Below are 1,523 nucleotides of genomic sequence, written 5' to 3'. Positions count from 1 at the left end.
TTGCCCAGGCGGGCCACGACTTCCTGGCAGGCAGTGAATGTCGGTTCATCCGTGGCTAGCCGCACCGACCGTCCGGAACGCTTTATGGGGTTCCATTTCATGAACCCGGTGCCGGTGATGCAGCTGGTTGAGCTGATCCGCGGCATTGCCACGGATGAACCGACATTCACTGCCTGCCAGGAAGTCGTGGCCCGCCTGGGCAAGACCTCTGCAAGTGCTGAAGATTTCCCGGCCTTCATCGTCAACCGCATTCTGATGCCGATGATCAACGAGGCGGTTTATACGCTGTATGAGGGCGTCGGTTCGGTCAAATCGATCGATGAGTCGATGAAACTTGGCGCCAATCACCCGATGGGGCCGCTGGAACTGGCGGATTTCATCGGTCTGGACACCTGCCTGGCAATCATGAACGTGCTGCATGACGGGCTGGCGGACACCAAATACCGCCCCTGCCCGCTGCTGACCAAATATGTCGAGGCCGGCTGGCTGGGCCGCAAGACACAGCGCGGCTTCTATGACTATCGCGGGGAAACGCCGGTGCCGACACGGTAGCGGGAACAAAAAAAGGCGCCCCGCGGGGCACCTTTCTGATTCTGACCCGGTGATGAGGCAGACTTAGCCTTGTTTGCCGAGGCTCAGGGTATGTTCGCGCAGCCAGGCCATGAAACCCCGCGGATCGCTTTGCAGCTGTTCCATCTGCGCGTCCGTCAGCGGTTTGCCCACAACTGGCGCCTGCGGCTTGTTGCAGGAGCGGACAATCTCGCGCAGAAGCAGACCCTGACGCAGGATCGGTGAGATCCGGCAGGCGATCTGATACCAGCGGGAATTGTGGCCGGGGAAGTATATCGGCACCACCCGGGCGCCAGAGCGGCGGATCAGCTGTGCGGTAAAGACGTTCCATTCACGCTCAACCGCAGGGCCGAACCAGCTGTCGGAAGACATCACCACGCCGGACGGGAACAACGCCACCGCGCCGCCGTCCTTGAGGAAGGCCATGGTCTTGGCCCGCATGTCGACCATTTTGCGCTGCGCTTCGGGATCATGCGGGAACGGCACCGGGATCATGAAGGAAGTTGCCGCTTCGTCCAGCCCTGTCAGCACCGAGCGGGTCAGGATGCGGTAATCCAGGCGGCGGCGGCCGATGAGGTCGGCAAAGATCATGCCATCAACCATCCCGTGGGGATGGTTGGCAACGATCACCACAGGTCCGTCCTTGGGGATGTTGTTGATCTGCTCTTCCGGCGTCTGCAGATCAATGCCCATAATATTGAGGGCGCCGCGCCAGAACTTCTGGCCGCGGTATTCCGCATTCTGTTTTTCGAACTTGCTGACCATACGCAGGATGGTCAGTTTTCCGGTGAGCCATTCGATGGTCTTGATCGCCAGAGAGGTCCAGCGGTCGTCAAAGGAATTGGCATAGGTCAGCGTGCGGCGGTCATAGACCTCGCCTGTCTGATCAGCGGTTTCCGGCGCGACGCCGGTATTCCTGTCGTGTGCGGTATCCGCCAAAGTGTTTTTCCCGT

The 1,523-nt window shown here is 60.3% G+C and carries 2 protein-coding genes; one reads left to right on the top strand and one right to left on the bottom strand.

What is annotated here, in order from left to right; genetic code table 11:
* Nucleotides 1–552: 3-hydroxyacyl-CoA dehydrogenase family protein (locus A2I95_RS37050; RefSeq protein ID WP_291737464.1), on the top strand; the 552-nt coding region annotated here is incomplete at its 5' end.
* Nucleotides 553–615: 63 nt separating this feature from the next.
* Here the strand turns inward: A2I95_RS37050 and A2I95_RS37045 are convergent.
* Nucleotides 616–1,509, bottom strand: coding sequence for a lysophospholipid acyltransferase family protein (locus A2I95_RS37045; protein ID WP_291737465.1), 894 nt, complete (start codon nt 1,507–1,509; stop codon nt 616–618).
* Nucleotides 1,510–1,523: the final 14 nt, after the last annotated feature.

This window comes from Leisingera sp. F5 (genome assembly GCF_001593695.1).
Note: the sequence above shows the minus strand (reverse complement) of the source record. Positions and strands in the feature narration are given on the sequence as shown.